General features: G+C 63.1%; 1 protein-coding gene and 2 pseudogenes. 1 reads left to right on the top strand and 2 read right to left on the bottom strand.

Annotated elements, in window-relative coordinates; genetic code table 11:
* Nucleotides 1-245: 245 nt before the first annotated feature.
* Both RGD00_RS23215 and tnpC read right to left on the bottom strand, forming a co-directional pair.
* A complete protein-coding gene (locus RGD00_RS23215) occupies nt 246-440 on the bottom strand; it encodes a DUF6538 domain-containing protein (RefSeq protein WP_310459603.1) in 195 nt (64 codons plus the stop codon).
* A gap of 170 nt (nt 441-610) precedes the next feature.
* A pseudogene (tnpC, locus tag RGD00_RS23210) lies at nt 611-1525 on the bottom strand (IS66 family transposase); the annotation flags it as partial.
* 64 nt (nt 1526-1589) lie between these two features.
* Here tnpC and RGD00_RS23205 point away from each other — a divergent pair.
* Nucleotides 1590-1722, top strand: a pseudogene (locus RGD00_RS23205) (IS5/IS1182 family transposase); the annotation flags it as partial.

Below are 1722 nucleotides of genomic sequence, written 5' to 3'. Positions count from 1 at the left end.
AAACTTGTTCGTCGTCTTGCTCATGATGCTCCATCCTACTCAAGAGTTGGAGCCTCCGGCAAACCCGGCGCGGTTCAAATGGCTGCGCGATCCCAAGTATAGGCCCAAGCCCGGAGCGGGATCAGAGGAAGCTGGTTTGCGCTTTCTGCCGGTGGAGATCGTCGCGGAGGCAAGGGCGCCTGCTGCAGCGCCTGTCCCCGACAGTTGCATCGAGATCGAACTGGCGGGTGGGCATCGGATGCGGATCAGTGGTGGGTATGATCCTGAGGCCTTGGCGCGTCTGATCCGGGGGTTGCCCGCGCCTTGGCCACCCGGGCATCCCCCGTCTTCAACGACTGCTTCAGCGCCTGCCCCAACACCCCCTGCAGGTCCTTGGGATAGTTCCGCCGATACAGCCAGCACTGCTGCTTGAGATAGGCATACTGAATACGCACGGACATGAGTCCTCCTTCTGGGGCCTTCGCCCCAGGTCTTGGTGTTTCTGGACTTTCCTGAGTGTTTGCTTCAGCTTGGAGGGAAACCTGAGTTCCCTGCCCCGCTACCGCCCCTGAACCAGCAAGGCGAACAACGCGAAGATCCAGCCCCGAGGGGTAACCGTCCGGTCTGACCGCTATCCGTTCGAGTGCCAGGGAAGCAGGTCATCGACTTTGGTGATCTTGTAGTCTGGGATGCGGGCGAGGGTGTCGGCGAGCCAGGCGTGGGGATCGACGGCGTTGAGCTTGGCCGTTTCGATCAGGGTGTAGGCGATGGCGGCCGCCTTGCCGCCTGCTTCGGATCCGACGAAGAGGTAGTTCTTCCGCCCCAGGGCGACAGCACGCATTCCGCGTTCGGCCGCGTTGTTATCCAACTCAAGAATGCCGTGGTCGAGGTATGGGCGCAGGCGTTCCATGCGGGTCAGGGCATAGCGGATCGCTCCGGCCAGCGGGGATTTGCCTGAGATCGTGGTGAGTTGCATGGCCAGCCATCGTTCCAGATCGTCGAAGATCGGGGCGGCATGGGCGCGGCGGAGTTCTGTGCGGCGATCTGGCGGGGAGCCTCTGACCTCTTTCTCGACGGCATAGAGTTGCGCGATCCGGCCGATGGTCTCTTCGGCGATGGGGGAGCCCTGTGATCGGTGGATATCGACGAACTTGCGCCGGACATGGGCCATGCAGGCGACCTCGCGGATGGCGCCGGAGCGGTAGAGGTCCTCGAACCCGGCATAGCCGTCGGCATGCATCCAGCCGCGGTAGCGGGCAAGATGATCCCTGGGGTGCTGGCCTTTGCGGTCGCCGGAGAACCTATACCAAGCCGCTGGCGGTGCCGTGCCACCCCAGGGGCGTTCGTCGCGCGCATAGGTCCAGAGCCTTGCGGTCTGGGTCTTGCCGGTGCCGGGCGCCAGCATGCTGATCGGTGTGTCGTCGGCAAAAATCGCCTCAGCCGACAGGACATGTCGTCCGATGGCATCGGCCAAGGGCTCCAGCAAAGCAGTGGATTTGCCAACCCAATCTGCGAGCGTCGAACGGTCCAGATCGAGCCCTTCGCGGGGCTCTGTTGCACAAATCGCGTGAGGGATTCATCTCGTGAATCCAGCGTGGTAGCTTGACTGCATGAGCAGACCGACACCCCCGATCTACAAGACCAGGAACTGGCCCGCCTATAACCCAGCGCTCAAGCGCCGCGGCTCTCTGACGATCTGGTTCGACCCCGCCATGACGTGGAAGGCCGCGCCGACTGGCAAGC

Source organism: Ruixingdingia sedimenti (genome assembly GCF_031432425.1).
GTDB lineage: Bacteria > Pseudomonadota > Alphaproteobacteria > Rhodobacterales > Rhodobacteraceae > Ruixingdingia > Ruixingdingia sedimenti.
This window is presented reverse-complemented; position numbering and strand designations above follow the sequence as displayed.

Bases quoted from the DNA above. Each gene is read 5' to 3' on its own strand.
- RGD00_RS23215 (WP_310459603.1), bottom strand. From the start codon at position 440: ATGTCCGTGCGTATTCAGTATGCCTATCTCAAGCAGCAGTGCTGGCTG.